Source organism: Enterobacter cloacae complex sp. 2022EL-00788 (assembly GCF_026627565.1).
Taxonomy (GTDB): Bacteria; Pseudomonadota; Gammaproteobacteria; order Enterobacterales; family Enterobacteriaceae; genus Enterobacter; species Enterobacter pasteurii.
On the sequence record NZ_JAPNMC010000002.1, the window covers coordinates 284,494 to 310,581 of the forward strand.

General features: G+C 62.3%; 23 protein-coding genes. 11 read left to right on the forward strand and 12 right to left on the reverse strand.

What is annotated here, in order from left to right; genetic code table 11:
• Positions 1-268: 268 nt before the first annotated feature.
• Complete coding sequence (locus OWK27_RS03965) at positions 269-2,509, reverse strand: TonB-dependent siderophore receptor (protein WP_267589874.1); 2,241 nt, start codon at positions 2,507-2,509, stop codon at positions 269-271.
• Between the two features lie 145 nt (positions 2,510-2,654).
• On the opposite strand from OWK27_RS03965, the gene fes reads away from it, so the two are divergent.
• From fes to entF, 3 genes are read left to right on the forward strand one after another with little or no spacing between them, the layout of a single operon-like run.
• Positions 2,655-3,854, forward strand: coding sequence for an enterochelin esterase (gene fes, locus OWK27_RS03970; protein WP_267589875.1), 1,200 nt, complete (start codon positions 2,655-2,657; stop codon positions 3,852-3,854).
• A gap of 10 nt (positions 3,855-3,864) precedes the next feature.
• Positions 3,865-4,077, forward strand: a complete 213-nt coding sequence (locus OWK27_RS03975; RefSeq protein ID WP_242174847.1) for an MbtH family protein — start codon at positions 3,865-3,867, stop codon at positions 4,075-4,077.
• Positions 4,074-7,931 (forward strand): enterobactin non-ribosomal peptide synthetase EntF, encoded by a 3,858-nt coding sequence (gene entF, locus OWK27_RS03980; RefSeq protein ID WP_267589876.1) that lies wholly within the window; start codon positions 4,074-4,076, stop codon positions 7,929-7,931. Before OWK27_RS03975 ends, entF begins: the two co-directional genes overlap by 4 nt.
• A gap of 90 nt (positions 7,932-8,021) precedes the next feature.
• Here the strand turns inward: entF and fepC are convergent, their stop codons facing one another.
• From fepC to fepD, 3 genes are read right to left on the reverse strand one after another with little or no spacing between them, the layout of a single operon-like run.
• A complete protein-coding gene (gene fepC, locus OWK27_RS03985) occupies positions 8,022-8,822 on the reverse strand; it encodes an iron-enterobactin ABC transporter ATP-binding protein (RefSeq protein WP_176610930.1) in 801 nt (266 codons plus the stop codon).
• A complete protein-coding gene (gene fepG, locus OWK27_RS03990; protein WP_242174883.1) occupies positions 8,819-9,808 on the reverse strand; it encodes an iron-enterobactin ABC transporter permease in 990 nt (329 codons plus the stop codon). Before fepG ends, fepC begins: the two co-directional genes overlap by 4 nt.
• Entirely contained in the window at positions 9,808-10,812 is a 1,005-nt protein-coding gene (gene fepD, locus OWK27_RS03995) for a Fe(3+)-siderophore ABC transporter permease (RefSeq protein WP_176610929.1), read from the reverse strand. The genes fepG and fepD overlap by 1 nt, the downstream gene beginning before the upstream one ends.
• 108 nt (positions 10,813-10,920) lie before the next feature.
• Here fepD and entS point away from each other — a divergent pair, with 108 nt between their 5' ends.
• Positions 10,921-12,168, forward strand: coding sequence for an enterobactin transporter EntS (gene entS / locus OWK27_RS04000; protein WP_267589877.1), 1,248 nt, complete (start codon positions 10,921-10,923; stop codon positions 12,166-12,168).
• Positions 12,169-12,214: 46 nt separating this feature from the next.
• Here the strand turns inward: entS and fepB are convergent, their stop codons facing one another.
• Positions 12,215-13,174, reverse strand: coding sequence for a Fe2+-enterobactin ABC transporter substrate-binding protein (gene fepB / locus OWK27_RS04005; protein WP_193355998.1), 960 nt, complete (start codon positions 13,172-13,174; stop codon positions 12,215-12,217).
• Between the two features lie 188 nt (positions 13,175-13,362).
• On the opposite strand from fepB, the gene entC reads away from it, so the two are divergent.
• Genes entC through entH form a run of 5 tightly spaced genes read left to right on the forward strand, consistent with a single transcriptional unit; the run spans position 13,363 to position 18,188 of the window.
• Positions 13,363-14,538, forward strand: coding sequence for an isochorismate synthase EntC (gene entC / locus OWK27_RS04010; RefSeq protein WP_267589878.1), 1,176 nt, complete (start codon positions 13,363-13,365; stop codon positions 14,536-14,538).
• 9 nt (positions 14,539-14,547) lie between these two features.
• Positions 14,548-16,158 carry a (2,3-dihydroxybenzoyl)adenylate synthase EntE gene (gene entE / locus OWK27_RS04015; RefSeq protein WP_267589879.1) on the forward strand — a complete coding sequence of 537 codons (1,611 nt, stop codon included), beginning with the start codon at positions 14,548-14,550 and terminating at the stop codon, positions 16,156-16,158.
• Positions 16,159-16,168: 10 nt separating this feature from the next.
• Entirely contained in the window at positions 16,169-17,023 is an 855-nt protein-coding gene (locus OWK27_RS04020; RefSeq protein WP_267589880.1) for an isochorismatase, read from the forward strand.
• Positions 17,023-17,775: a 2,3-dihydro-2,3-dihydroxybenzoate dehydrogenase EntA gene (gene entA / locus OWK27_RS04025; RefSeq protein WP_420712930.1), complete on the forward strand. Its 753-nt coding sequence runs from the start codon at positions 17,023-17,025 to the stop codon at positions 17,773-17,775. The genes OWK27_RS04020 and entA overlap by 1 nt, the downstream gene beginning before the upstream one ends.
• On the forward strand, positions 17,775-18,188 hold the full coding sequence (entH, locus tag OWK27_RS04030) for a proofreading thioesterase EntH (protein ID WP_148419281.1): 414 nt from the start codon (positions 17,775-17,777) through the stop codon (positions 18,186-18,188). The genes entA and entH overlap by 1 nt, the downstream gene beginning before the upstream one ends.
• A 128-nt stretch (positions 18,189-18,316) precedes the next feature.
• Here entH and OWK27_RS04035 read toward each other — a convergent pair whose 3' ends face one another.
• The 3 genes from OWK27_RS04035 to OWK27_RS04045 are packed head-to-tail and all read right to left on the reverse strand — an operon-like array spanning position 18,317 to position 20,599.
• A complete protein-coding gene (locus tag OWK27_RS04035) occupies positions 18,317-19,429 on the reverse strand; it encodes a M20 family metallopeptidase (protein ID WP_267589882.1) in 1,113 nt (370 codons plus the stop codon).
• A 13-nt stretch (positions 19,430-19,442) separates the two neighbouring features.
• The gene (locus OWK27_RS04040) at positions 19,443-19,907 is read right to left on the reverse strand and encodes a YjiG family protein (RefSeq protein ID WP_242174834.1); all 465 of its coding nucleotides are present in this window, start codon (positions 19,905-19,907) and stop codon (positions 19,443-19,445) included.
• The gene (locus OWK27_RS04045) at positions 19,904-20,599 is read right to left on the reverse strand and encodes a nucleoside recognition domain-containing protein (RefSeq protein ID WP_267589883.1); all 696 of its coding nucleotides are present in this window, start codon (positions 20,597-20,599) and stop codon (positions 19,904-19,906) included. Before OWK27_RS04045 ends, OWK27_RS04040 begins: the two co-directional genes overlap by 4 nt.
• Before the next feature lie 268 nt (positions 20,600-20,867).
• On the opposite strand from OWK27_RS04045, the gene cstA reads away from it, so the two are divergent.
• Together cstA and OWK27_RS04055 are read left to right on the forward strand one after the other, a co-directional pair.
• Positions 20,868-22,973, forward strand: coding sequence for a pyruvate/proton symporter CstA (gene cstA / locus OWK27_RS04050; protein WP_242174832.1), 2,106 nt, complete (start codon positions 20,868-20,870; stop codon positions 22,971-22,973).
• A gap of 118 nt (positions 22,974-23,091) precedes the next feature.
• Positions 23,092-23,289, forward strand: a complete 198-nt coding sequence (locus OWK27_RS04055) for a YbdD/YjiX family protein (protein ID WP_014169079.1) — start codon at positions 23,092-23,094, stop codon at positions 23,287-23,289.
• Here the strand turns inward: OWK27_RS04055 and OWK27_RS04060 are convergent.
• The 4 genes from OWK27_RS04060 to OWK27_RS04075 form a co-directional block, all read right to left on the reverse strand.
• Positions 23,286-23,690, reverse strand: a complete 405-nt coding sequence (locus OWK27_RS04060; protein WP_176610920.1) for a helix-turn-helix domain-containing protein — start codon at positions 23,688-23,690, stop codon at positions 23,286-23,288. The two genes, OWK27_RS04055 and OWK27_RS04060, sit on opposite strands and share 4 nt — an antisense overlap.
• Entirely contained in the window at positions 23,665-23,967 is a 303-nt protein-coding gene (locus tag OWK27_RS04065; RefSeq protein ID WP_267589884.1) for a type II toxin-antitoxin system RelE family toxin, read from the reverse strand. Before OWK27_RS04065 ends, OWK27_RS04060 begins: the two co-directional genes overlap by 26 nt.
• A gap of 183 nt (positions 23,968-24,150) precedes the next feature.
• On the reverse strand, positions 24,151-24,894 hold the full coding sequence (locus tag OWK27_RS04070) for an SDR family NAD(P)-dependent oxidoreductase (RefSeq protein ID WP_176610918.1): 744 nt from the start codon (positions 24,892-24,894) through the stop codon (positions 24,151-24,153).
• A 57-nt stretch (positions 24,895-24,951) separates the two neighbouring features.
• A complete protein-coding gene (locus tag OWK27_RS04075) occupies positions 24,952-26,040 on the reverse strand; it encodes an oxidoreductase (RefSeq protein ID WP_267589885.1) in 1,089 nt (362 codons plus the stop codon).
• Positions 26,041-26,088: the final 48 nt, after the last annotated feature.

Sequence of the window (26,088 nt, forward strand, 5' to 3'; positions counted from 1 at the left end):
CCTCTGTCAACGAATAGTGCGGTCTGGTGCCCTCACCCCGGCCCTCTCCCACGGGGAGAGGGAGCAAACACTAAAAACGGCAACGGGGTTGCCGTTTTGCTTTTACCTCGACCTCACCCCGGCCCTCTCTCACAGGGAGAGGAAGCAAACATTAAAAACGGCAACGAGGTTGCCGTTTTGCTTTTACCTCGACCTCACCCCAGCCCTCTCCCACGGGGAAAGGGAGCAAAAATTAAAAACGGCAACGAGGTTGCCGTTTTGCTTTTACCTAGAATCGGGTATTCACGCTCATATACCACGTGCGGCCCGGTTCATTATACGTATATGCCCCTGCACCGTACATATACGCGCCGGTAGTAGCGTTACCCGTGGTCTGGGCATTCCCCGCGCGCCACTGGCGCTTATCAAAGACGTTGTCCACGCCGCCGGTCAGGCTGACGTTTTTGGTCACGTCCCAGGTCGCGCTCAGGCCAACGATGCTGTACGGGCTGACTTCGTCTTTCTCAGACCCGGTCACCGGCTGACCTTTGTAGTTGTATTTCTTCGGCTGCTGCTTGCCGTACCAGGTGAAGGTCGACTGAAGCGACACGTCCTGATGCACCTGCCAGCTCAGGGTCGAGTTCAGCGTGTACTCCGGGATGATCGACAGACGATCGCCGGTCTCCTTGTTCTTGCTTTGCAGCATATAGGTGATGTTGTTGGTCCAGCTGATGGTGTCGCTGACCGGCACGTTCAGGGAACCTTCCAGTCCTTCCACCACCGCCTTCGGCACGTTCTCCCACTGGTAGATGTCGGTAGTGACTTTGCTGGTGGAGGTCTGGCCAATCGGCGCATAGCCCGCTTCGATCTTGTCGCGGTAGTCGTTGCGGAACCAGGTCACGCCTGCCAGCCAGCCGTCGCGCTTCCACTCCAGGCCAATCTCTTTGTTGATGCTGGTTTCCGCTTTCAGATCGTCGTTACCCATCATGTAGCAGCCCACGCCGTCGGAGCTTGCGTAGCAGCCCTGGCCCTTGCTGTATAACAGGTAGTTCGGGTTGGTCTGATACAGGCTCGGTGCCTTATAGGCGCGCGCGATGCCCATCTTCAGCGTGAAGTCATCCCCCAGGCCCTGCGACAGGTTCAGGGACGGGCTCCAGTTGTTACCCACGATGGTGTGATGGTCGAAGCGCAGGGCAGGGGTCAGCATGGTGCTGTCGGTCAGCTCCATGTTGTTTTCAGCGAACAGGGAGAAAATCTCCGCTGACGTGTACGGGCTGCGGTCGTCGCTCATGCCCGGAACGGTGCCGCCCTGCTGGGTTTGCGTGAAGGAGGTGGAGTCCTTCATGCGCTGCTGGTTCCACTCGGTGCCCAGCGTCAGGTTCTGGTTGACGATGAAATCAATCGGCAGGTTGATTTCGCTGTGCAGCATCACGTCGGAGAGATCGGTGTCGGTGAATTTATTGCTGTTGAACAGACCTTCAGTACCGCCCGCCAGCCCTTCGCCCAGACGGGAGTTGCGGGTGTGTTCGTACTGCGCCCAGTTGCTGGTGGTAATGCCGTTATCCCAGCCGCCGTTCCAGGTGACGGCAAAGTTCTGGCGATAGATACGGTTAGTCTCTTTGCCGTAGTTTTTCTTCACCAGCGCATTGTCGTTGTTGGTGTTCTGCGTGTCGCCCGCATACAGGTTGTTCTGGCGGCTGTAGCCCGCCTCAAACTCCAGGGACTGCATTGGCGCGAAGTCCCAGCGCACCACGCCGTTGATGTCTTTGTTCTCTACGCCCTCACGGCCTGCGGGCAGGGTGTTGGCGTAAGCGCCCGTGCGGTCAGACTGGTGACCCTGGTTGATGTCCCACGCGTCGGCCTGGGTTTTGTCCAGGTTACCGAACATGCGGAAGCTGAAGTCGCCGCCCAGCGGGCCGCTCAGGCTGAAGTTGGTGCGTTTGGTGGAACCTTCGTCTTTGTGTTCCGGCGCGTTCAGATAGGTGTTCCAGGAGCCGTGCCACTGGTCGTCGAACTTTTTGGTGATGATGTTCACCACGCCACCTGCCGCGCCGTTACCGTAGCGGGCGGCGGCCGGACCGCGAATGACCTCAATACGCTCGATCATCTCTGGCGGCACCCAGCCGGTGTCGCCGCGGGTATCGCGCTCGCCGCGCCAGCCCAGGCGGATGGAGTTACGGCTGGTTACCGGCTTGCCGTCGATCAGGATCAGGGTGTTTTCCGGCCCCATGCCGCGAATATCAATCTGACGGTTGTTACCGCGCTGGCCGCTGGTGGAGTTCCCGGTCAGGTTAACGCCCGGCATAGTGCGAATGATTTCCGCCACGTCGCGCGCGGGCGGGTTTTTGCGGATCTCGTCGGCGGTAATGGTGGAAACCCCCGGCGCCTGCAAATTCTGCTCGGCGGCGGTGATTACCATGGTGTCTTCGTGCTGCGCGGAGGCGGTGCTGTCGTCTGCCATGGCGGGCAGCGCGACGCCGTAAATCCCTAAATTGACCAGCAAGGCCAGAGAGTGAATCTTCTTATTCATTAGATGTCCCGCTTTTATGGTTGCTTTTGAGCGCGCTTCCCACAGCGCGGGCACTACGCTATTGCAAATGCAAATAGTTATCAATAATATTATCAATAAAATTTGCTCTGAAACAAAAAAGACTGTTAAACATGGGGTTATAAGGGTGACGGCGTTAACAACGGGAAGTGAGGCGTGGTGGCAGTCAAAAAACGGGCCTGAGTGGGAGCGCCATAAGGAGAACTATCGCGTCACCTTCTGGTGGCGGGACCCGGCAGGAACGCAGGACACGTCTACGGTGAAACGCGTCTGGCTTTACATCACCGGCGTGACCGATCACCATCAAAATGCCCGCCCGCAGTCCCTTGAACGCATCCCGAATACCGACGTCTGGCGGTGGCAGGGCGAGTTCAGCCCCGAATGGCGCGGCAGCTACTGTTTTATTCCCTCCGATAACGACAACGATTTTGCCGGTGCCGTGTTTGAAGGCGAGCAGCCGGACCGCATGGCGCTGCGCGAAGGCTGGCGCAGGCTGCTGCCGCGCGCGGTGTCTGACCCGCTGAATCCGGAGAGCTGGCGCGGCGGGCGCGGGCATGCCGTCTCGGCGCTGGAGATGCCGGACGCGCCCCTTCAGCCCGGCTGGGATCGTCCCGATACGCCGTATCAGGCGCCGCTCTGCATTGAGTGGAACAGCGAGCGCCTGAAGAACCGCCGCCGCGTGTGGATCTTTACCACCGGAGACGTCAGCCCCGAGCGCCCGCTGGCGGTGCTGCTTGACGGGCAGTTCTGGGCGGAAAGCATGCCCGTCTGGCCTGCGCTGACGGCGCTGACCGTTGACGGCAGGCTGCCGCCCGCGGTCTACGTCCTGATCGACATGATTGATACCGCACACCGCAGCCGCGAGCTGCCGTGCAACGCCGATTTCTGGCTGGCGGTGCAGGAAGAGCTCCTCCCGCAGGTAAAAAGCATAACGCCCTTCAGCGACCGCGCCGACCGTACGGTAGTCGCAGGTCAGAGCTTCGGCGGTCTCTCCTCTCTCTATGCCGCACTCAACTGGCCGCAGCGCTTTGGCTGCGTGCTGAGCCAGTCCGGCTCTTACTGGTGGCCGCACCGCGGCGGGCAGCAGGAAGGGCTGCTTATCGCCCAACTCAAAGCGGGTGAGAAAGCCGCACGCGGCCTGCGCATCGTTCTTGAAGCCGGGCGCAACGAGCCGCTCATTTTGCGCGCGAATCAGGCCATTTACGCCGAACTACACCCACAGCAGCCGGTTGTCTGGCGTCAGGTTGACGGCGGACACGATGCGCTTTGCTGGCGCGGTGGGCTGACGCAGGGGCTGATGACCCTCTGGCAGCCGCTTATTCAATAACGGAGTCTGTATGGAATTCAGCAATCCTTTCGATAATCCGCAGGGGCAGTTCGCCATTTTGCAAAATGACCAGGGGCAGTACAGCCTGTGGCCGCAGCAGTGCGAATTGCCCGCAGGCTGGCGCGTGGTATGCGAGCCGCAGTCCCAGGAGGCGTGCCGGCAGTGGCTGGCTGAGCGCTGGCAAACGCTTGTCCCGTCCCATTTTGCGGGGGAGAGCGCATGAACCGTCTTCCTCTCGTCGCCGCCCAGCCGGGCATCTGGATGGCGGAACAGCTTTCCACCCTGCCGAATGCCTGGAGCGTGGCGCACTATACCGAGCTTAAGGGCGACATTGACGCGCCATTGCTGGCAAAAGCGATTGCTGAAGGCATGATGCAGGCCGATACCCTGCGGATGCGTTTTGCCGAGGATAACGGCGAGGTGTGGCAGTGGGTTGATGAAGCCATAACGCTGCCCGAGCCGTCCATCGTTCGCGTTGACTCTCACGAGGCCGCCGTGGCGCTGATGGAAAGCGATCTTAATCAGAACCTGCGCGTGGACGGCGGTCAGCCGCTGGCGTTTCACCAGCTGATTCAGGTCGGCGAGCGCCAGTGGTACTGGTATCAGCGCTATCACCATCTGGTGGTGGATGGCTTCAGCTTCCCGGCCATTACCCGCCAGATTGCCGCGATTTACGCCGCCTGGAAACGGGGCGAACCCGCGCCTGCCTCGCCGTTTACGCCGTTCGCTGAGGTGGTTGACGAGTATCAGCGCTATCGCGACAGCGAGGCTTATCAGCGCGACGGTACCTTCTGGGCCGGGCAGCGCAGGCAGCTTCCTCCTCCGGTCTCGCTCTCCTCCGCGCCGCTGCCGGGACGCTCCGCCACCACCGACATTCTGCGCCTGAAAATTGCAATGGACGGCCGCGCCTTCAGCCAGCTTGCGCAGGCGGCAGGACAGGCGCAGCGCACCGACCTGGCGCTTGCGCTGGTGGCGCTGTGGCTGGGCCGCCTGACCGGACGGCCGGACTACGCCGCCGGGTTTATCTTTATGCGCCGCATGGGCTCCGCCGCGCTGACCGCGACCGGCCCGGTGCTCAACGTGCTGCCGCTGGCGGTCAATATCAATCCGCAGGAGAGCCTGCCGGAGCTGGCGCTTCGCCTGGCGAACCAGCTGAAAAAAATGCGCCGCCATCAGCGCTATGACGCCGAGCAGATCGTGCGCGACAGCGGGCGTGCCGCAGGCGATGAAGCCCTGTTTGGCCCGGTGCTGAACGTCAAGGTATTCGATTATCAGCTGGATATCGACGGCGTGGAGGCCACCACCCACACGCTGGCCACCGGCCCGGTGAACGATCTGGAGCTGGCATTATTCCCCGACGAGCAGGGCGGATTGAGCATCGAGCTCCTCGCCAGTAAAGAGCGTTACGACGAGGCGACGCTTGCCCGCCACGTTTCGCGCCTGAACGCGATGCTGGCGCAGTTTGCCGCCAACCCGGACCTGCGCTGCGGTGAAGTGGAAACCGTTTCTGAGCAGGAATACGCCCAGCTTGCGCGCATCAATGATACCGGGCTGGCGCTGCCGTCCACCACGCTTGCGGATCTGGTGGCGGAGCAGGCGAGCAAAACCCCGGACGCCCCCGCGCTGGCGGATGCAAACGTTGAGCTGAGCTACCGCCAGATGCGCGAGCAGGTCGTCGCGCTGGCGAACCTGCTTCGCGAACGCGGCGTGAAGCCCGGCGACAGCGTGGCGGTGGCCCTGCCGCGCTCGGTATTTCTGACCCTGGCGCTGCACGGCATCGTCGAGGCAGGCGCCGCGTGGCTGCCGCTGGACACCGGCTACCCGGACGATCGCCTGCGGATGATGCTGGAGGACGCCAGGCCCTCGCTGCTGATTACCACCGACGAGCAGCTACCGCGCTTTAGCGATTTGCTGATTACGACGTTTAGTTACAACACACTGTTACCGACCGCAGGTGCTGAACCGCTGCGGCTGGCGAAGCCGGAGCAGACCGCGTACATCATCTTTACCTCCGGTTCGACGGGGCGTCCGAAAGGGGTGATGGTCGGCCATACCGCCATCGTTAACCGCCTGAAGTGGATGCAGGACAGCTACCCGCTGGCGGCGAATGACGTAGTGGCGCAGAAAACGCCGTGCAGCTTTGACGTGTCGGTCTGGGAGTTCTGGTGGCCGTTTATCGCCGGGGCGAAGCTGGTGATGGCCGAGCCGGACGCGCACCGCGATCCGCAGGCGATGCAGAGCTTCTTTGAACAGTACGGCGTGACGACGACCCACTTCGTGCCGTCGATGCTGGCGGCGTTTGTCGCCTCGCTGACGCCGGAAAACGTGGCGTGCTGCGCGTCGCTTAAGCAGGTGTTCTGCAGCGGCGAAGCGCTGCCTGCCGGGCTGTGCCGCGAGTGGGAATTGCTCACCCATGTGCCGCTGCACAACCTCTACGGCCCGACCGAAGCGGCGGTGGACGTCAGCTGGTATCCGGCATTTGGACCAGAGCTGGCGGCAGTTTCAGGCAACAGCGTGCCGATCGGCTTCCCGGTGTGGAACACGGGGCTGCGCATTCTGGACGCGATGATGCGCCCGGTGCCGTTTGGGGTGGCGGGGGATCTGTATCTCACCGGCATCCAGCTGGCGCAGGGGTATCTGGGCCGTCCCGACCTCACCGCCAGCCGCTTTATCGCCGATCCGTTTGCCCCCGGCGAGCGCATGTACCGCACCGGCGACGTTGCCCGCTGGCTGGACAATGGCGCGGTGGAATACCTAGGCCGCAGCGACGATCAGCTGAAAATTCGCGGCCAGCGCATCGAGCTTGGCGAAATCGACCGGGCGATGCTGTCGCTGCCGGACGTGGCTCAGGCCGTGGCGCACGCCTGCGTGTTCAACCAGGCGGCGGCAACGGGCGGCGATGCGCGCCAGCTGGTGGGGTATGTCGTCTCCGAATCGGGTCTGCCGCTGGATCGCGACGCGCTGCTGGAATCGCTGAAGGCACAGCTGCCGCCGCACATGGTGCCGGTGGTGCTGCTGCAAATCAGCGCGCTGCCGTTAAGCGCGAACGGCAAGCTCGACCGCAAGGCGCTGCCGCTGCCGGAGCTGACCAGCAAAACCTCCGGCCGCGCGCCGGAAGGCGAAACCGAAGTTACCGTGGCGCAGGCGTTCTCGGCGCTGCTGGGCTGCGAGGTAAACGATATCGAAGCCGACTTCTTTGCCCTCGGCGGCCACTCGCTGCTGGCGATGCGCCTGGCGGCACAGCTCAGCCGCGCGTTTAGCCGTAAGGTCACGCCGGGGCAGGTTATGGTCGCCTCCACGGTCAGCAAGCTCAGCGCCCTGCTGGACTCGCAGATGAGCGACGAGCAGGCGCAGCGTCTGGGGTATGAAACCCTGCTCCCGCTGCGCGAGAGCGACGGCCCGACGCTGTTTTGCTTCCATCCGGCGTCCGGCTTTGCCTGGCAGTTCAGCGTGCTGGCGCGCTATCTCAGCCCGCGCTGGTCTGTTACCGGCATTCAGTCGCCGCGCCCGGACGGGCCGATGCAGCAGTGCGCGGATCTGGATGGGGTGATCGAACATCATCTGAGCACGTTGCGTAAGCAGCAGCCGCAGGGGCCGTACTACCTGTTCGGCTATTCCCTCGGCGGCACGCTGGCGCAGGGGATTGCGGCGCGTCTGCGCGAGCAGGGCGAAACCGTAGCGTTCCTCGGCCTGCTGGACACCTGGCCGCCGGAAACCCAGAACTGGGCGGAGAAAGAGGCCAACGGCCTCGACCCGGAGGTGCTGGCAGAGATCGAGCGCGAGCGTCAGGCGTTTATTGCCGCCCAGCAGGGGCAGGGCTCCAGCGCGCTGTTTAACGCCATTGAGGGCAACTACGCCGACGCGGTGCGGCTGCTCACCACGGCACGCAGCTCACGCTTTGACGGAAAAGCGACGCTGTTCGTTGCCGAACGCACGCGAACGATGGATCCGCAGGTCGCGTGGGCGCCGTGGGTGGGTGAACTGGAGGTGTACAGCCAGGACTGCGCCCACGTGGATATCATTTCACCGCAGGCGTTTGAGAAGATAGGACCGGTGTTGAAGGAGATTTTGGGATAATTGTTCCCCTCACCCCAGCCCTCTCCCCAAAGGGGAGAGGGTGTAATCGTCCCCTCGCCCCTTTGGGGAGAGGGTCAGGGTGAGGGGCCATCAGACCGCACGCTTTCCAAGCGGCACCACCAGCGGCGTGCCCGCCACCGGATCGTCAATAATCATGCAGCGCATGCCGTAGATCCGCTCGATCAGCTCTGGCGTCACAATCTCCTTCGGCGCGCCCTGCGCCACAATCTCGCCGTCGCGCAAGGCAATCAGATGCGTGGCGTAGCGGCACGCCTGATTCAAATCATGCAGCACCGCCGCCAGGGTATAGCCCTGCGTGCGGTTCAGCTCGCTCAGCAGCTCCAGCAGGTCAATCTGATGGCTGATGTCCAGCCAGGTCGTCGGCTCGTCCAGCAGCATGATGGAGGTTTCCTGCGCCAGCACCATCGCGATCCACGCCCGCTGCCGCTGTCCGCCGGAGAGGGTGTCCACGCTTTGCAGGGCGAGATCGGTAATCCCCGTCGCCCGCATCGCGCGGTTCACCGCCTCGTCATCTTCCCTGCGCCAGCGGGTAAACAGCGGCTGGTGCGGATAGCGTCCGCGCGAAACCAGCTCCTGCACCGTGATATCCCCCGGCGTGGTGGCGTTCTGCGCCAGCAGCCCGATGCGCCGCGCCACCTCTTTGTTGGCGAAGCGCTGGATCTGCTCGCCGTCGAGAAATACGCTGCCCTCAGCCGGGGCCATCAGGCGGCTCAGGGTGCGCAGCAGCGTCGATTTACCGCAGCCGTTCGGGCCGATGATCGCCGTAAAGTGGCCGTCAGGTACGGAGACGGTCAAATCACGGGCAATGATTTTTTTGCCGTAGGCGAGGGTGAGGTTTTCGCCGCGCAAGCGGGTGGTTGAGTCTGTCATTTCTTGCGTGACTCCTGAACGAGCAAAACGATAAGGTAAATTCCGCCGAGGCTGACGGTCACCACGCCTACCGGAAGTTGATAAGGCATAAACAGCCGCTGGGCGCAGAGATCGGCAGCCAGCAGTAACGTCGCCCCGCACAGCGCGGCCTGGGTTAACCCCCAGCGCGCCGTACCGCTAAGACGCCGCGCAATGTGCGGGGCGACCAGGGCGATAAACGAGATCGGTCCGGCAATCGCGGTGGAGGCCGCGGTGAGCAGCACGGCCACCAGCATCAGCATCAGGCGCGAACGCTCTACCCCCACGCCCAGCGCGCAGGCGGTGTCGTCGCCCATCTCCAGCAGCCGCATGCGCCGCACCAGCAGCAGCGCGGCTATAAACATCAGCAAAATCAGCGGCGCGGCGGGCCAGGTTTTGCCCCACGTCAGGCCGTTGAGGGAACCGGCATACCACAGCCCGGCCGAGAGCGCGGTTTCCAGCGAGGCCTGCAGTAAAAGCCAGGTGTTAAAGGCCATCAGCATCGCGCGCACGCCGATACCGATAATGATCAGGCGGAAGGTGTCGATGCCGTTGCGCCAGGCAAGCAGCCAGATAGCCAGCGACGTGACAATGCCGCCGGCCATCGCCGTAAAGGTGATGGCCGTCAGGTGCTGGCCAAACAGCACCATCGCCACCAGCACGCCGCTCCAGGCTCCGGTATTGAGGCCCATCACGTCCGGGCTGCCGAGCGGGTTGCGCATCAGCGACTGGAAAATCGCGCCGCTGACGCCGAGTGCCGCGCCCACCAGAATGGCCATCGCCACGCGCGGCAGTCGCCACTCCGTCACCACCAGGGTGATATTGCGCGGCGCGCTGCCGGTGAGGGCGTGAAGGACCTGCGCGAAATCGAGCGTGACGGCGCCGCTTTGCAGGCTCCAGACCGCCAGCAGCAGCAGGGCCATGACCAGCAGGGAGACGCTGGTGACCAGGCGACGGGACGGGGCCATCATGCGCCACCTCCGCGTCTGCGTCGTACCAGGAAGATCAGCACCGGCGCGCCGATAAAGGCGCTCACCACCGAGACGCGCAGCTCTCCGGGCACCAGCAGGCGGCCCAGCACGTCGGCAAACAGCAGCAGGGCCGGGGTGGCCAGCAGCGTCACCGGCAGCGACCAGCGGTGATCCGCCCCCACCAGCCAGCGCGCCACGTGCGGCATCATCAGGCCGATAAAGGCAATCGGACCGACCACGGCGGTCGCGCTGCCGCACAGCACGGTGATGGCGAGCAGGCCAGTCAGCTGCGTGCGCGCCACGCGGTTACCGAGCGCGGTAGCGGTGTCGCTGCCGAGGCTCAGGCTGTTCAGCGCCCGGCTTAAGCACAGCGCCACGGCGGCGGCAATCATCACCGGAATAACCACCACCTTTAGCGTATCCAGGGTGCGAATATCCAGCGAACCGGCCTGCCAGAAGCGCAGCTGGTCGTAGACGTCCGGGTTGAGCAGGGCGATGCCGTTCGATAAGCCTTCCAGCACCGCCGCGAGCGCTACGCCCGCCAGGGTTAAGCGCACCGGGCTCAGCTGCCCGCCGCCCTGGCTGCCGGTAAAGGCGACCACCAGCGAGGCGGCCAGCGCGCCGCAGAAGGCCATCACCAGCTGTTCAGAGGGTGACGTTAATCCGAACAGCGCCGCGCCGAGCACGATGGCAAAGCTGGCGCCGGAATTGACGCCGAGAATGCCGGGATCCGCCAGCGGATTTCGGGTAAGGGTTTGCATCAGGGCACCGGCAAGCCCGAGCGCGCCGCCGGCCAGCAGTCCCGCAAGGGTGCGGGGCAGGCGAGCGTCGAGCACGATGGTGCAGTCGGCGCTCTGGCAGGTACCGGAGAGCGCATCGACAATAACGGACGCGGGCAGCGGCCTGGCGCCGACCAGCAGGCTGAGTGCAATCGCAAGGATTAGCAGTAGCAATAACGCGGGCACGGCAACGGCGCGCACCGCAGAAGAGGAAAACGACATAGCAACATCCATGATTTGATAATGATAGTGATTATCGTTATCTATCTTATTTGGCTATGTTAGCATGTGCGCCCATGGAATTGGTAGAAATAGACTCAAGGCCTTGTCATGAATCAAAAATCCTGGCTGCTTAACCTCAGCCTGCTCAAGACGCACCCGGCATTTCGCGCCGTCTTTATCGCCCGCTTTATCTCCATTCTGTCCCTCGGCCTGCTCGGCGTCGCCGTGCCCGTGCAGATCCAGGCCATGACCCACTCCAGCTGGCTGGTGGGGTTATCCGTGACCTTAACCGGCGGGGCGATGTTTATCGGCCTGATGGTCGGCGGCGTGCTGGCGGATCGCTACGAGCGTAAAAAGCTGATCCTGCTGGCGCGCGGCACCTGCGGCGTGGGCTTTATCGGGCTGTGCCTGAACGCCATGCTGCCGGAGCCGTCGCTGATTGCCATTTACGCGCTCGGCCTGTGGGACGGCTTTTTTGCTTCGCTGGGCGTAACGGCGCTGCTGGCGGCCACGCCCGCGCTGGTCGGGCGCGAGAATCTGATGCAGGCCGGGGCGATCACCATGTTCACCGTGCGCCTCGGCTCGGTGATTTCGCCGATGGTTGGCGGATTATTGCTGGCAACCGGCAGCGTGGCGTGGAACTACGGCCTGGCGGCGGCGGGAACGTTTATTACCACCCTGACGCTGCTGCGTCTGCCGCTGCTGCCCCCTCCGCCGCAGCCGCGCGAGCATCCGCTTAAATCCCTGATGGCGGCAATCCGCTTTCTGTTCAGCAGCCCGCTCATCGGCGGCATTGCGCTGCTCGGCGGCCTGCTGACGATGGCGAGCGCCGTGCGCGTGCTGTACCCGGCGCTGGCGGGCGAGTGGCGGATGAGCGCCTCGGAGATTGGCGTGCTGTACGCCGCCATTCCGCTCGGGGCAGCGTTCGGGGCGCTCACCAGCGGCAATCTGGCGCAGAGCGCGCGCCCGGGCCTGATTATGCTGGTCGCAACCCTGGCCTCGTTTATCGCCATCGGCTTCTTCAGCCTGATGCCGGTCTGGGCGCTGGGGGTTCTGTGTCTGGTCATTTTTGGCTGGCTGAGCGCTATCAGCTCTCTTCTACAGTACACCCTGATCCAGACCCAGACGCCGGAAGGGATGCTCGGGCGCATTAACGGCCTGTGGACCGCGCAGAACGTGACGGGCGACGCGGTTGGTGCGGCGATCCTCGGCGGGCTGGGGGCGATAATGACCCCGGTAGCCTCGGCGAGCAGCAGCGGGTTTGTACTGGCGGTTGTCGGCGTGATTTTGCTGGTGGTATTAGCGGAATTGCGGCGGTTCAGGCAGGAGGTTGTATTGAACGACGGTGCGGCCTGATGCCCTCACCCCGGCCCTCTCCCGCGGGGAGAGGGAGGGAAAAGGCCTACTTAAACAATGCGTTTAATCTCTCTAACACCAGCATCGCGCTGTAATAATCCAGGCGAAACGTCTCCGTTCCCAGCGCCCAGACGCGCTTGTTTTTCACCGAAGGCAGATGCGCCAGCAGCGGGTTGGCGTAAATCGCGTCCACGTCTTTCTGGTCACCGGCAAACACAAACAGCCCTTCGCCGTTCAGCCCCGTTGCCAGGTTTTCACCGCCCAGCTGAATAATGTCGTGGCGCTTGCCCTGGCTTTTGGAGGTGTGCAGCCCTGCAGGCAGGTCCGCCAGCGTGAAGCCCAGCTGGTGCAAAAGCTTGCCCTGCGCCGATTCTGCGGTCCAGAGGTTAGCGCTGTGCGCGGCGGCGGTGTAGACGATGGCGTTTACCGGCTGCGGCGGCAGCGTCATCTGCTGCTTCACCTGCGCGAGCTGCTTATCGAAGGCGGCAACGCGTTCGGCGGCCTGCTTTTCGTGTCCGGTAAGGGTGCCGAGCTGCGTCAGCAGTTCCTGCCAGCTTTTGTCGTCGTAGTTGATGACGAGCGTCGGGGCGATGGCGGAGAGCTGATCGTAGAGCGCCAGCGCGGAATCCCCGCCGGTGGCGCTAATTAGAATCAGGTCCGGCATCTGGGCGGCCACAGCTTCCGCGCTCGGCTCGCCAATGTACAGACGGGCAACCTTGCGCTGCTTTGCAATCTCGCCCCACTGGCGCAGGAAGCCCTGCGCATCCGCGACGCGGTTGTTGGGCGTGGTGGCGCCGCTGGCGATAACCGGGGCGTCAATCGCCAGCAGGGAGCCGGTTAAGGTCACGCTGGTGGAGACAATGCGCGTCGGTTTGCTCTCAAGGGTGTGCACGCCGCGGCTGTCGGTGACCTGACGCGGCCAGTCGGCGGCGGCTGCTGAGGTTAGTCCTAAAACAAAAAGTCCTGTCAAAAGAAGGGCATTACGGCAAACGGCAGCGAATTTCACAGAGCGGCATCCTGTTTTTACTGAAGATAATGCTTCTCATTTTCATGGTTGCGGATAAGGGATGCAAGCATTTGTAGCACAAGTTGTTTGCCCGGCGGTTGACAGCGGGGCGCTGTGGGATTAGGTTAGCCGACGAAAATATAAATGATAATCATTATTGCTTTTTTTATCATTTTGAGGAGGATGATATGGACACGTCCCTGGCTGAGGAAGTTCAGCACACCGCGACCGCGCTGCAATCAGACAGCTTTTTCTTTATGTCGCCTTACCGCAGTTTTACCACCTCAGGCTGTTTTGCCCGCTTCTCCGAATCCGCCGTCGGCGGAGACGACCCGTCGGGTCACTTCCAGCAGAAATTGGCTCAGGCTTTCCGTCACGCGAAAGACAGCGGCATTGCCCACCCGGTGATGGTAGGGGCAATTCCCTTCGATACCCGCAAACCCTCGTCGCTGTTTATTCCGCAACGCTGGCAGACCTTTTCGCGCCCGGCGCGCCAGCAGTCGGCACGCTACGCCTCCGGCGCACAGACGCTGAACGTTCGGCAGCGCACCGAAATTCCGCCGCAGCCGGTTTTCGAAGAGATGGTATCCCGCGCCGCGTCGCTGACCGCCACGCCGCAGGTGAACAAGGTCGTGCTGTCGCGCCTGATTGATATCGCCACCGACAGGCGAATCGATAGCGGCGTGCTGATGGAGCGTCTTATCGCCCAGAACCCGGCCAGCTTCAACTTCCACGTGCCGCTGGAAGACGGCGGCGTGCTGCTGGGCGCCAGCCCGGAGCTGCTGCTGCGCAAAGAGGGCGCCCGCTTTAGCTCGCTGCCGCTGGCGGGCTCCGCGCGCCGTCAGCCTGACGACGTGCTGGATCGCGAGGCGGGCACTAAGCTGCTGGCCTCCGAAAAGGACCGCCACGAGCACGACCTGGTGACGCAGGCGATGAAGGCCGTTCTGGAGCCGCGCAGCCACCATCTGAGCATGCCCGCTTCCCCGCAGCTCATCACCACGCCAACGCTGTGGCATCTGGCGACGCCGGTAGAGGGTGAAGCGCGTGAAAACGAGAACGCCCTGACGCTGGCCTGCCTGCTGCACCCGACGCCAGCCCTGAGCGGTTTCCCGCACCAGGCGGCAAAAGAGCTGATTGCCGAACTGGAGCCGTTCGACCGCGAGCTGTTCGGGGGCATCGTCGGCTGGTGCGACAGCGAAGGTAACGGCGAGTGGGTGGTGACTATCCGCTGCGCGCGTCTGCACCAGAACACCGTTCGCCTGTTTGCCGGGGCGGGTATCGTGCCGGCCTCCTCGCCGGTGGGCGAGTGGCGCGAAACCGGCGTGAAGCTCTCCACCATGCTCAACGTTTTTGGTTTGCACTAAGGAATACTCATGACCATCCGCTTTACCCGCTGGCCTGAGGATTTTGCCCGCCGCTACCGTGAGAAAGGCTACTGGCAGGATCTGCCGCTGACCCACATTCTGACGGATCGCGCGGACAGCGATGCGGTCGCGATTATCGACGGCGATTGTTACATTACCTACCGCGCGTTTCATCAGGCGGTGAACAACCTGGCGTCTGCCCTTCAGGCGCAGGGGCTGCACCGCGGCGAAACCGCGCTGGTGCAGCTCGGCAACGTGGCCGAGTTTTACGTTACCTTTTTCGCGCTGCTGCAGATTGGCGTCGCGCCGGTCAACGCGCTCTTTAGCCATCAGCGCAGCGAGCTGAACGCCTACGCGGCGCAGATCAGGCCCGCCGTACTGATTGCCGACCGCGGCCACGCGCTGTTCGCGGGCGATGAGTTCCTCAACGCTTTCGTGGATGAACACCGCTCGGTGCGCGTGGTGCTGCTGCGCGGTGACAGGGCCGAACATGCGCTGGAGGCGGTGATTGCCCGCCCGGCGGACAATTTTATCCCCAACCCCACGCCTGCCGACGAGGTGGCGTTCTTCCAGCTCTCCGGCGGCAGCACCGGCACGCCGAAGCTGATCCCGCGCACGCATAACGACTACGACTACAGCATTCGTCGCAGCAACGAGATCTGCGGCATTACCGCCGAAACCCGTTACCTGAACGCGCTCCCGGCAGCGCATAACTACGCCATGAGCTCGCCGGGATCGCTAGGCGTGTTCACCGCGGGCGGCTGCGTGGTGCTGGCGAACGATCCGAGCGCCACGCTCTGCTTCCCGCTAATCGAACAGCACCAGATTAACGTCACCTCGCTGGTGCCTCCGGCGGTCAGCCTGTGGCTGCAGGCGATTGCCGACGGGGCGGGAAATGCGCAGCTTGCGTCGCTGAAGCTGCTCCAGGTGGGCGGGGCAAGGCTTTCCGCCACGCTCGCCGCGCGTATTCCGGCGGAAATAGGCTGCCAGCTGCAGCAGGTGTTCGGCATGGCGGAAGGGCTGGTGAACTACACCGCGCTCGACGACGCGCCGGAACGCATCATCAACACCCAGGGCCGCCCGATGTGCCCGGACGACGAAGTGTGGGTGGCGGACGAGCACGGCAACCCGCTGCCGCGCGGTGAGGTCGGGCGTCTGATGACGCGCGGCCCGTATACCTTCCGCGGCTATTTCAACAGCCCGGAACACAACGCCAGCGCCTTTGACGCCAACGGCTTTTACTGCTCGGGCGATCTGATCGCCATTGACGAGCAGGGGTACATCACCGTGCAGGGGCGCGAGAAGGATCAGATCAACCGCGGCGGGGAGAAGATCGCCGCCGAAGAGATCGAAAACCTGCTGCTGCGCCATGACGCGGTGATCCACGCCGCGCTGGTGAGCATGGAGGACAGCCTGCTGGGCGAGAAGAGCTGCGCGTATCTGGTGGTGAAACAGCCCCTGCGTGCGGTCGAGGTGCGCCGCTTCCTGCGCGAGCAGGGCGTTGCCGAATTTAAGCTGCCGGACCGCGTGGAGAGCGTGGACGCGCTTCCGCTAACGCCGGTCGGCAAAGTCGATAAAAAACAGTTGCGCCTGTGGCTCGCTGAACGCGCCCGGGGCTGAGGAACAGAGAATGGCCATTCCAAAATTATCCGCATACGCGCTGCCAACCGCCGCAGACCTGCCGACTAACAAGGTGAACTGGGCGTTTGAGCCGGAGCGCGCCGCGCTGCTGATCCACGATATGCAGGAATACTTCCTGAACTTCTGGGGCGAAAACAGCGCGATGATGCAGCAGGTGGTAGCGAACATCGCCAGACTTCGCGCATTTTGCAAGGAACACCATATCCCGGTGTACTATACCGCGCAGCCGAAAGAGCAGAGCGATGAGGACCGCGCCCTGCTGAACGACATGTGGGGGCCGGGCCTGACCCGCTCGCCGGAGCAGCAGCGCATCGTAGCCGAACTGGCCCCGGACGAAGCGGACACCGTGCTGGTGAAGTGGCGCTACAGCGCGTTTCACCGCTCGCCGCTGGAGCAGATGCTGAAAGAGACCGGCCGCAACCAGCTGCTGATCACCGGCGTTTATGCCCACATCGGCTGCATGACCACCGCCACCGACGCCTTTATGCGCGACATCAAGCCGTTCTTTATCGCCGACGCGCTGGCGGATTTCACCCGCGACGAGCATCTGATGTCGCTGAAATACGTGGCCGGGCGCTCGGGCCGCGTGGTGATGACCGACGAACTGCTGCCGTCCGTACCGGCGACCAAAGCGGCGCTGCGTGAGCTGATCCTGCCGCTGCTGGACGAGTCCGACGAGCCGATGGATGACGAAAACCTGATCGACTACGGTCTGGACTCGGTGCGCATGATGGCGCTGGCCGCCCGCTGGCGCAAAGTGCACGGCGATATCGACTTCGTGATGCTGGCAAAAAATCCTACCCTCGACGCCTGGTGGGCGCTGCTCTCCCGCGAGGTGAAGTGATGAGCTTTGACTTCACGGGTAAAACCGTCTGGGTGACGGGCGCGGGCAAAGGCATTGGCTATGCGACCGCGCGGGCGTTTGCGGAGGCGGGCGCGCGGGTGACCGGGTTCGACCTGGCCTTCCCGCAGGGCGATTATCCGTTTGCCACCGAGACGCTGGACGTGGCGGATGCCGGGCAGGTAAGTGAGGTGTGCGGGCGCCTGCTGGCCTCGCTTGAACGTCTGGACGTGCTGGTCAACGCCGCCGGCATTCTGCGCATGGGGGCCACGGACCGGCTTTCTCAGGAGGACTGGCAGCAGACGTTTGCGGTCAACGTTGGCGGCGCGTTTAACCTGTTCCAGCAGACGATGGGCCAGTTCCGCCGTCAGCAGGGCGGAGCGGTAGTGACGATAGCCTCAGACGCGGCGCATACGCCGCGCATCGGCATGAGCGCGTATGGCGCCTCGAAAGCGGCGCTCAAAAGCCTGGCCCTGACCGTCGGGCTGGAGCTGGCAGGCAGCGGCGTACGCTGTAACCTGGTGTCGCCCGGCTCAACGGATACCGACATGCAGCGTACCCTGTGGAAAAGCGACGATGCGGAACAGCAGCGCATTCGCGGCTTCGGCGAGCAGTTTAAGCTCGGCATTCCTCTCGGCAAAATCGCCCGTCCGCAGGAGATTGCCGCCACCGTGCTGTTCCTTGCATCCGACGCCGCCAGCCATATCACCCTGCAGGATATCGTGGTGGACGGCGGCTCCACGCTGGGGGCGTAATGATCTGGAAACGTCATTTATCGCTTGAGGCGCTGAACGCCACCAGCCAGAACACCATGGTGGCGCATCTGGGCATCGTCTATACCCGCCTCGGGGACGACACGCTGGAAGCCGAGATGCCGGTGGATGCGCGCACCCACCAGCCGTTTGGCCTGCTGCACGGCGGCGCGTCGGCGGCGCTGGCGGAAACGCTGGGATCGATGGCCGGTTTTCTGATGACCCGCGAGGGGCAAAACGTGGTGGGCACGGAGCTGAACGCCACGCATCACCGCGCGGTGTCTCAGGGAAAGGTGCGCGGCGTTTGTCAGCCGCTGCATCTGGGGCGTTCCAGCCAGAGCTGGGAGATCGTGGTGTTCGACGAGCAGGGACGGCGGTGCTGCACGTGCCGGTTGAGTACGATGGTGCTGGGTTAATTTTGTGCGGCCTGTTGCCCCACCCCTCACCCCGGCCCTCTCCCCAAAGGGGCGAGGGAGAAAAGAGGGCGCTGAGCCGTCCCCTCTCCCCTTTGGGGAGAGGGTTAGGGTGAGGGGTAGGGAAAACCTTACAGCATCGAAACGACCCGCTTCAGTAACCGAATTCGCGGCGCAATGGACGCTTTATCCAGCCATTCCGCGGGGCTGTGGAACCCGGCGCCAATCGGACCGAAGCCGTCAAGCGTCGGGATGCCGAGGGCGGCGGTGTGGTTGGCATCGCTGCCGCCGCCGACCGCCTGCCAGGTAATGGTGATACCTTCCTCCTTTCCGGCCGCTTCAACCAGACGCATCAGCGCCTGAGTGTCTTCACTCGCGGCCATCGCCGGTTTATGGTTAACCCGCGTCAGCGTGGTGGTCACGCCGTCTGAAAAGCCTTTTTCGCATAATGCTTCAAGCGCCTGATTCACCCGGTCGTACTCGTCGTTTTCCCAGAAGCGCACGTCCAGTTCGGCCACGGCGTGGTCCGCCACCACGTTGGCCGCGCTGCCGCCCTGTATAACGCCGACGTTCAGCGTGGTGCCGCGATCCCAGTCCGTCAGGGCATTGATAGCGATAATGCTGTTTGCCAGCGCGGTAATCGCAGAGCGGCCTTTCTCCGGATCGTTGCCCGCGTGCGCCGCCACGCCGCTGAACGTCAGGTGATAGCCCGCCATCCCCTTACGCGCTTTCACCAGCGAGCCGTCCGCTCTGGCGGCTTCGCACACCAGCACGCAGCGGGAACGTTTAGCCAGCTCGCCGATCCATTCGTGGGAGTAGACCGAGCCGGTCTCTTCATCCGGGTTCATCGCGACGGCAATAGCCAGACGATCTTTGTCTGCGGCATCAAGCTCGCGCATCGCCCACAGTATATTCAGAAGTCCGCTCTTCATATCCGAGACGCCGGGGCCGTACAGCCGGGTATCGTCTTCGCTCAGCGGGCGCCCGGCGACGGTGCCGGGGGCAAACACGGTATCCAGATGCCCCACCAGCAGCACGTCAAACCGTTCAGCCTGAGGTTTGTTGCTGACAAACACGCCGGGACCAACCTTTTCGCCAAGATTTACCCGTTCGGTATGCCAGCCTTCGCGCTGCCACAGCTGCTGCATGATGTCCGCCACGGTTGCGACACCCGCAAGGGTCTGGGTGCCGCAGTCCACGTTCACAAGGGTCTTCAGCTCTGTAATATAATCATCAAGTTTCATATTCACGTCCTGTTCAGAGAATAATGCGCATCAACAGCATGGCTAAGAAAGCGTTGATCACCGAGATGGCGATCATCAGCGGAATACGTTTGGCGCGCGTGCCGATCACGCCCAGAATGCGGCCCAGGTACTGCACCTGCGAGCCCATCAGGTAGATAGCGGGCGCCAGGATAGCCAGGTGCTCGCCGGTAAGAATGCCCTTATCAAACAGGCCGATGGCAACGCCGATCCCGCCGCCCATCGACATCCAGCCGCCAATCAGCACGGCGGCGGCCTCACCCGGCAGGCCAAACAGCCCCATTAGCGGAGCGAAGACCAGGCCCAGCCCCTTTAGTGCGCCGGTAATTTCCAGCGCCTTGATGATGATAAACGCCATCACCACGTTGGGCAGGGTGCTGCTGGTGGCGATGCCCCAGCCTTTGCGCGCGCCTTCGATAAACACATCAGTAATGACGGGATTAGACTGTGGGGCACTCATGCGGCGTCTCCTTTACCGGTGAAGCACAGGAACAGTCGGAGCAGATTTGCGCCCACGATTTTCATGATGAACATGACGGCAATGCAGGCCCCGATGGACGTGGGAACCGCAGCCGTGCCGTCTGCGGCCACCAGCGTAAAGAGGATTGCACCCGATGAGAAAAAGTTGGTGATCATCGCTCCGGCAGAGAACTGGAACATAGCGAAGACGTCTTTCTCTTTTTCGCTTATTTGCCCTTCATCAGACAGGTTGCGGGTGAGGGACGCGCCCACGTCGGTGCTTTGCAGGCTGCCAATCAGCGCCAGCCCGGCGGTGCCGGGAATACCCAGCAGCGGGCGCAGCAGAGGGGTTAAGAGTCTGCGGGCGGCACGGAGCGCGCCGTAGTGCTCCAGCACGTTGATCGTCCCCAGCGCAAACATGACCGCCGGAATTAAACCAAGCGCGAAGAGAAAACCGTCCATCGCGCCGCTGCCGCCGACGCCGCGAAAGGCGCTGCTGGACGTCGTTAGCGTGCCGTCGTCCAGACTGGCTTTGCTGACCACTTTGCCAAACGCGCCGTTGAGGGTGGTGAAATCAAAGACGCCATACCACTCTTTTCCGCCCAGCAGGCCGGAGAAGAAAACGGCTGCAAACGCCAGCGCGAAGTACGCGCCGGGCCCGACCTTACTATCCTGAGGTACTGAACTGTTCATATCCTTTTCCTTGTATGCACGCGATTGCGCAGGATCATTCTGGCGAGGTTATGACCAAAAAAAATGATACAAATCATTCCGTAAGACGGTGCCTGGACGAAAAAGGCAAAAGTGTGACCGAGGACGTCACGAAAGTGATCGGCTTAACACTGTGGTGTAAATCTCTGGTTTGACCACGCATTATTGCGTTTCAAAGTTGTTAAATCTTATCCGTTGTTCTAGAAACAAAATGTAACATCTCACCGTTTCACAACACCGGACAACAGCTATGAATAACTCAGGGAAATACCTTACATGGGCGGTGCTCTCCGTTGTGGGAGCCTTTGCCCTGGGCTATATCGCCCTCAACCGGGGGGAGCAGATCAATGCGCTCTGGATCGTCGTTGCCTCCGTCTGCATTTATCTGATTGCGTATCGTTTTTATGGCCGCTATATCGCGAAGAACGTCTTAGGGGTTGATGCCACGCGCATGACGCCCGCGGTCCGTCATAACGACGGGCTGGACTACGTGCCGACCGATAAAAAGGTGCTGTTCGGTCACCACTTCGCGGCCATCGCCGGAGCGGGCCCGCTGGTGGGGCCGGTGCTGGCGGCGCAGATGGGCTACCTGCCGGGAATGATCTGGATCCTGGCGGGCGTGGTGCTGGCGGGCGCGGTGCAGGACTTTATGGTGCTGTTCGTCTCCACCCGCCGCGACGGCCGTTCTCTGGGTGAGCTGGTGAAAGAGGAGATGGGCGCAACCGCCGGGGTGATTGCGCTGGTGGCCACCTTTATGATCATGGTGATCATCCTTGCGGTGCTGGCGATGATCGTGGTGAAGGCGCTAACCCACAGCCCGTGGGGGACGTATACCGTAGCCTTCACCATTCCGCTGGCGCTGTTTATGGGGATCTACATCCGCTACCTGCGCCCGGGGCGCATTGGTGAAGTGTCGGTGATTGGCCTGGTGTTCCTCGTGTTCGCCATTATCTCCGGCGGCTGGGTAGCGGAAAGCCCGACCTGGGCACCGTTCTTCGACTTCACCGGCGTACAGCTGACATGGATGCTGGTGGGCTACGGCTTCGTGGCGGCGGTGCTGCCGGTGTGGCTGCTGCTGGCACCGCGCGACTATCTCTCAACGTTCCTGAAAATCGGTACCATCGTCGGGCTGGCGATCGGCATACTGATTATGCGCCCGACCCTGACCATGCCTGCGCTGACTAAGTTCATCGACGGCACCGGCCCGGTCTGGACCGGCAACCTGTTCCCGTTCCTGTTTATCACCATCGCCTGCGGCGCGGTCTCCGGCTTCCACGCGCTGATTGCCTCGGGCACTACGCCGAAGATGCTGGCGAATGAAAATCAGGCCTGCCTGATCGGCTACGGCGGCATGCTGATGGAGTCCTTCGTGGCGATCATGGCGCTGGTCTCCGCCTGCATTATCGATCCGGGCGTTTACTTCGCAATGAACAGCCCGATGGCGGTGCTGGCCCCGGCCGGAACCGTTGACGTGGTTGCCTCTGCCGCACAGGTGGTGAGCGGCTGGGGCTTTGCGATTACCCCTGAAACGCTGACGCATATCGCTAACGAGGTGGGCGAGCAGTCGATTATCTCCCGCGCAGGCGGGGCGCCTACGCTTGCGGTGGGCATGGCCTACATTCTCCACGGCGCGCTGGGCGGGCTGATGGACGTGTCGTTCTGGTATCACTTCGCCATTCTGTTTGAAGCGCTGTTTATCCTGACGGCGGTGGATGCGGGTACCCGAGCGGCGCGCTTTATGCTCCAGGATCTGCTGGGGGTGATCTCTCCGAACCTGAAGCGCACCGATTCGCTTCCGGCTAACCTGCTGGCGACGGCGCTGTGCGTGCTGGCGTGGGGCTACTTCCTGCATCAGGGGGTGGTGGATCCGCTGGGCGGGATTAACACCCTCTGGCCGCTGTTCGGTATCGCCAACCAGATGCTGGCGGGCATGGCGCTGATGCTCTGCGCGGTGGTGCTGTTCAAGATGAAGCGCCAGCGTTACGCGTGGGTGGCGCTGGTACCTACCGCGTGGCTGCTGATCTGTACCCTGACGGCGGGCTGGCAGAAAGCCTTCAGCCCGGACAACAAGGTGGGCTTCCTGGCGATTGCTAACAAGTTCCAGGCGATGATCGACAGCGGCGCGATCCCGCCGCAGTATACGGAGTCGCAGCTGTCGCAGCTGGTGTTTAACAACCGTCTGGATGCCGGGCTGACCATCTTCTTTATGGTGGTGGTTGTGGTGCTGGCATTGTATTCTCTCAAAACCGCGCTGGCGGCGCTGAAAGTCGACAAGCCGACGGCGAAAGAGACACCGTATGAGCCGATGCCTGAAAACCTGGACGAGATTGTGAGCCAGGCTAAAGGAGCGCATTAATTTAACCAGACATACCCCTCACCCTAACCCTCTCCCCAAAGGGGAGAGGGAACTTAGAACCCCCTCTCCCCTTTGGGGAGAGGGCCGGGGTGAGGGGAAAACAAACGAGAAATGACCTATGTTCGACACCCTTTCCAAAGCAGGTAAGTACCTGGGCCAGGCCGCCAAAATGATGATTGGCGTGCCGGACTACGATAACTACGTTGAGCATATGCGCGTCAACCATCCGGACCAGACGCCAATGACGTACGAAGCATTTTTCCGCGACCGTCAGGACGCCCGCTACGGCGGCAAGGGCGGGGCGAAGTGCTGTTAACCCTCTTTCGGTAAATAGAGGCTGATCTGCTCCTGCTTACAGCCGTAAATCGCCGCCAGCTTTTCACGGGTGCGCTTTTGCGGACGGGAGTCCAGCGCTTCCAGCTGTGACACGGCGGACTGGCTGATGCCGAGTTTCTCCGCCACCTCCTGCTGCGACATGCCGCGCAGGATGCGCCAGGCGGCCTGCAGGCTGACGTTTTGGCTGTGCATTACGTTGCAGACCTCTCCCGGTAGGCCTACGTTATCGTAGATGTCTGACTCATAAGGAATATCCTCCCAGTCGTTTTCATCGTCGTCGTCGTACTCCAGCATGGCTAAGCGCATACGAAAGTATTCACCGTAAGGAATGACGACATACTGGTTTTTTCCTTCTTCATCCTTTATGAACTGAATAGCCATATTCCGTATGTTCCTTATGAAGGTAGGTGGTAGTTGTTCGGCGTTTTACGGCCACTACGTAGCAGGTATCGCCCGGCGGATCCCCAAAGGTGTAGATGACCCTGTAATCACCTAAACGCAGCCTGTAGTGGTTTTCGGGAGAAGATAATTTCTTGATATCCGATACAGGTGAAGCTTTATCGTCCATCTTCTCCAGCCTGAATTTAATGCGGTTCTGATACCGGTTATCGATTTTAGAAAATTGTTTCTCTGCCGTTTTTGACCAGACAATCTTCATCCGTACCTCCACTGTACGCCCACAAAAAACATAAGGAAATAATAAGACTATTAGATAAATTCCGAATTTCTTATGGGGTACTGTAGAGCGGAGAACAAACGCAGGTAAGAGGCAAAACGCAAACCGTCGGGGCGGCTCGAAAACGCCTCTGCCGGGCGACAGAGGCTTACAGAAAATGTGCGATCAGGCGTTCAAACCGCCGTCCACGTCCAGCCCCGTACCGGAGATCTGTCCGGCGGCGGGGCTGGCGAGGAAGGTGACCGCCGCCGCGATGTCTTCCGGCTGGCCGTAGTGACCGACGGCAATCATCCGGCGCTGGGCTTCCGCCTGCTCCCCGTCCTCGGGGTTCATGTCGCTGTTTGTCGGTCCCGGATGAACAAGGTTAACGGTGATGCCGCGCGGGCCTAAATCGCGCGCCAGGCCGCGGGTAAGGGAGTTCAGGGCAGATTTGGTCATGGAGTAGACGGCTATGCCGGGCTGCGCCACGCGGTTTGCCAGACAGCTGCCGATATTGATGATGCGCCCGCCGTCGGACATGTGCACCAGCGCTTCCTGAATGGCAATCACCACGCCGCGAATGTTGACGTTGATAAGCGCGTCGATGTCCGCCAGCGTCATGGACTCCAGCGGGCCACCGCGCGCAATCCCGGCGTTATTGACCAGAATATCCAGCCCGCCGAGGGAGCGTGCCGCCTGGGTGACGGCGTCCTGAATCGCCTGCGCGCTGGCGCTGTCAGCCTGAATGGCCTCGCCGTGCCGCCCCAGCGCTTTTATCTCATCGGCGACCGCCTGGGCTTTATCGACGGACTTTTCATAGGTGATAACCACATCGGCACCGGCGCGCGCCAGCGACAGCGCGATAGCACGGCCCAATCCCCGGCTGGCGCCGGTAACCAGCGCTTTCTTACCTGATAAATCGATCTGCATGATGACCTCGTTACGAGAGTGGTGAGAATCATCTTTAGGTATAGCCCGTCGGCGCGATTAACGGCTGAAGGATTCCACCTTTTCAAACGCGGCGCGCAGAACGTCTGGCGTAAGCGCAACCGGTAAATAGTGAATCGACTCCACCGGGCGAAGGGTGTGGGCAATGACCTTGTCCAGCTCGTCGCGGTTGTTTATATCAACGTCCAGCTCGCGTAGCCGGGTCGGCAGGTTAAAGCGCTGATAGGCCGCTACCAACTGGCCCAGCACGTCGTCCTGGCCGAGCAGGGCGCTCTGCACCAGGATGCCGTAGGCCACCTTCGTGCCGTGGAGGTATTTTTCCGTCTGCGGCAGCACGGTTAAGCCGTTGTGCACCGCATGTGCCGCCGCCACGCGGGTATAGCGTTCGCCCAGACCGCCGACCATACCGCCACCGGCGATAACGGCGTCCACCACGTCCCGAAACGCCTGCGTCTGGTCGCCGCGCTGCTGGTCGGCCAGCGCCTCTTCGCTGCGCTCCAGCAGCACGTCGCGGATCGCCAGCGCGGCGTTGAGGCCAAGACGCACGGTCAGCGGCAGGTTTTCAGGCTGCGGCGCGAGTACGACCGCCTCATACCATTTCGCCAGCGTATCGCCGATCCCCGCCAGCAGGTAGTCCGCCGGGGCGTTAAGGATGATCTGCGGCTCCACCAGCACCAGGAAGTTGGCGTCGTCAAAAATCTCGAACTGCAGCGCCTGACCGGCATCGTTGTACCAGACGGAGAGCGGCGTCCACGCCGCACAGGTAGCGGCAATAGTGGGAATGCCAACGAACGGCACCCCTAAACGACGCGCCACGGCCTTAACGGTATCCATTACCGCACCGCCGCCGATGCCGATCGCCACGCGGGTATCGCTGCCGGCGTCGTTCACCAGACGGGTGACGTCGCGCTCGCTGCAGTGGCCCTTAAACAGCAGGTGCTTTGCTCCCGGCGCGCTAAAGCTCTCCGGCAGAAAAGGGCGCGCGCCTTCGATAGCGCGCTCGCCGTAGATCCACACCGCGCGGGAGAGCTGCTCCGGGGTAAAAAAGTCATTCAGACGCGCAAGGCTTCCAGGGTGCGAGAAGTAGTTCGCCGGGCCGGGTACGACGCGGATATCGGTGTTGCTCATGGTGTTGTCCTTTTTTAGCAAGCGCTAACCCGATGTTATGTCTGGACA

Coding starts and splice junctions, on each gene's coding strand:
- OWK27_RS03965 (WP_267589874.1), bottom strand. CDS start 2,509: ATGAATAAGAAGATTCACTCTCTGGCCTTGCTGGTCAATTTAGGGATT.
- OWK27_RS03975 (WP_242174847.1), top strand. CDS start 3,865: ATGGAATTCAGCAATCCTTTCGATAATCCGCAGGGGCAGTTCGCCATT.
- entF (WP_267589876.1), top strand. CDS start 4,074: ATGAACCGTCTTCCTCTCGTCGCCGCCCAGCCGGGCATCTGGATGGCG.
- fepC (WP_176610930.1), bottom strand. CDS start 8,822: ATGACAGACTCAACCACCCGCTTGCGCGGCGAAAACCTCACCCTCGCC.
- fepG (WP_242174883.1), bottom strand. CDS start 9,808: ATGGCCCCGTCCCGTCGCCTGGTCACCAGCGTCTCCCTGCTGGTCATG.
- fepD (WP_176610929.1), bottom strand. CDS start 10,812: ATGTCGTTTTCCTCTTCTGCGGTGCGCGCCGTTGCCGTGCCCGCGTTA.
- entS (WP_267589877.1), top strand. CDS start 10,921: ATGAATCAAAAATCCTGGCTGCTTAACCTCAGCCTGCTCAAGACGCAC.
- entC (WP_267589878.1), top strand. CDS start 13,363: ATGGACACGTCCCTGGCTGAGGAAGTTCAGCACACCGCGACCGCGCTG.
- entE (WP_267589879.1), top strand. CDS start 14,548: ATGACCATCCGCTTTACCCGCTGGCCTGAGGATTTTGCCCGCCGCTAC.
- OWK27_RS04020 (WP_267589880.1), top strand. CDS start 16,169: ATGGCCATTCCAAAATTATCCGCATACGCGCTGCCAACCGCCGCAGAC.
- entA (WP_420712930.1), top strand. CDS start 17,023: ATGAGCTTTGACTTCACGGGTAAAACCGTCTGGGTGACGGGCGCGGGC.
- entH (WP_148419281.1), top strand. CDS start 17,775: ATGATCTGGAAACGTCATTTATCGCTTGAGGCGCTGAACGCCACCAGC.
- OWK27_RS04035 (WP_267589882.1), bottom strand. CDS start 19,429: ATGAAACTTGATGATTATATTACAGAGCTGAAGACCCTTGTGAACGTG.
- OWK27_RS04040 (WP_242174834.1), bottom strand. CDS start 19,907: ATGAGTGCCCCACAGTCTAATCCCGTCATTACTGATGTGTTTATCGAA.
- OWK27_RS04045 (WP_267589883.1), bottom strand. CDS start 20,599: ATGAACAGTTCAGTACCTCAGGATAGTAAGGTCGGGCCCGGCGCGTAC.
- cstA (WP_242174832.1), top strand. CDS start 20,868: ATGAATAACTCAGGGAAATACCTTACATGGGCGGTGCTCTCCGTTGTG.
- OWK27_RS04055 (WP_014169079.1), top strand. CDS start 23,092: ATGTTCGACACCCTTTCCAAAGCAGGTAAGTACCTGGGCCAGGCCGCC.
- OWK27_RS04060 (WP_176610920.1), bottom strand. CDS start 23,690: ATGGCTATTCAGTTCATAAAGGATGAAGAAGGAAAAAACCAGTATGTC.
- OWK27_RS04065 (WP_267589884.1), bottom strand. CDS start 23,967: ATGAAGATTGTCTGGTCAAAAACGGCAGAGAAACAATTTTCTAAAATC.
- OWK27_RS04070 (WP_176610918.1), bottom strand. CDS start 24,894: ATGCAGATCGATTTATCAGGTAAGAAAGCGCTGGTTACCGGCGCCAGC.
- OWK27_RS04075 (WP_267589885.1), bottom strand. CDS start 26,040: ATGAGCAACACCGATATCCGCGTCGTACCCGGCCCGGCGAACTACTTC.